Consider the following 1,211-nt stretch of genomic DNA (forward strand, 5'->3'; position numbering starts at 1 on the left):
TCCGCGGGTTCGATGCGGAAGCCGCGGATTTTGGTTTGGGTGTCGGTGCGGCCGGTGTAGTGGATGGTGCCGTGGGGGGTCCAGTGGGCGAGGTCGCCGGTGCGGTAGAGGCGGGTGCCGGGTGGGCCGTAGGGGTTGGGGATGAAGCGGGTTGCGGTGGTGGTGGGTTGGTTGAGGTAGCCGTGGGCGAGGCCGTGGCCGGCGAGGTAGATCTCGCCGGTGGTGCCGATGGGGGTGGGGTTGAGGTGGGTGTCGAGGATGTAGGCGTGTTTGTTGGTGAGGGGTGTGCCGATGGGGATGGTGGTGGGTGGTGTGGTGGTGGGGGTGAGGGTGTGGGTGGTGGTGAAGCCCATGGATTCGGCGGGGCCGTAGCCGTTGGTGATGGTGAGGTGGGGGTGGTGTTGGTGGAGGCGGTGGGTGTGGGTGGGTGAGGCGGGTTCGCCGCCGGTGTATGCGGTGTGGGTGGTGGTGAAGGTGTCGGGGTGTTCGTCGGTGAGGTAGTTGAAGAGGCTGGAGGAGAGTTGGAGTTGGGTGATGTGGTGGTGTTTGGTGAGGGTGTTGATGAGGGTGGGTTCGGGGCGTTGTCCGGTTTGGAGGACGGTGGTGCCGCCGTGGAGGAGTGCGCCCCAGAATTCGAGGCTGAAGGCGTCCCAGGAGACGGGGGAGCACTGGAGGGTGGTTTCGGTGGGTCCGAAGCGGGCGTAGGTCTGGGCGGTGAGGGTGGAGGTGAGGTTGCGGTGGGAGGAGAGGACGCCTTTGGGTTCGCCGGTGGAGCCGGAGGTGAACATGACGCAGGCGGTGTCGTGGGGGGTGAGGCCGGGGTCGGGGTCGGTGTCGGGGTGGTTGTGGGTGCAGTCGGGGACGTGGGTGTCGGTGTGGATGAGGTGGGGTGCGGTGGTGATGCGGTGGGTGTGGGTGGTGTCGGTGATGACGGTGGTGATGTGGTTGCGGGCCAGGACGGTGTTGAGGCGGGTGTCGGGGAAGTCGGGGTCCAGGACGGTGTAGGCGGCGCCGGTTTTGGTGAGGGCGATGAGGGTGGTGGCGAAGGTGGTGGAGCGGTCGTGGAGGACGCCGACGAGGTCGCCGCGGCGGATGCCGGCGCAGGTGGTGAGGTGGTGGGTGAGGCGGTTGGCGGCCTCGTTCAACTCCCGGTAGGTGGTGCGGTGGTCTTCGTGGATGACGGCGGTACGGTCCGGACGGACCCGGGCCTG

1 protein-coding gene is annotated in these 1,211 nt (G+C 67.7%); it reads right to left on the reverse strand.

The annotated features are described in order from the left end of the window. Positions 1–1,211 (reverse strand): amino acid adenylation domain-containing protein (locus HCN56_RS25575; RefSeq protein WP_167975027.1); only part of this gene is annotated, 1,211 nt, incomplete at both ends.

Source organism: Streptomyces lonarensis, from assembly GCF_012033735.1.
GTDB lineage: Bacteria > Actinomycetota > Actinomycetes > Streptomycetales > Streptomycetaceae > Streptomyces > Streptomyces lonarensis.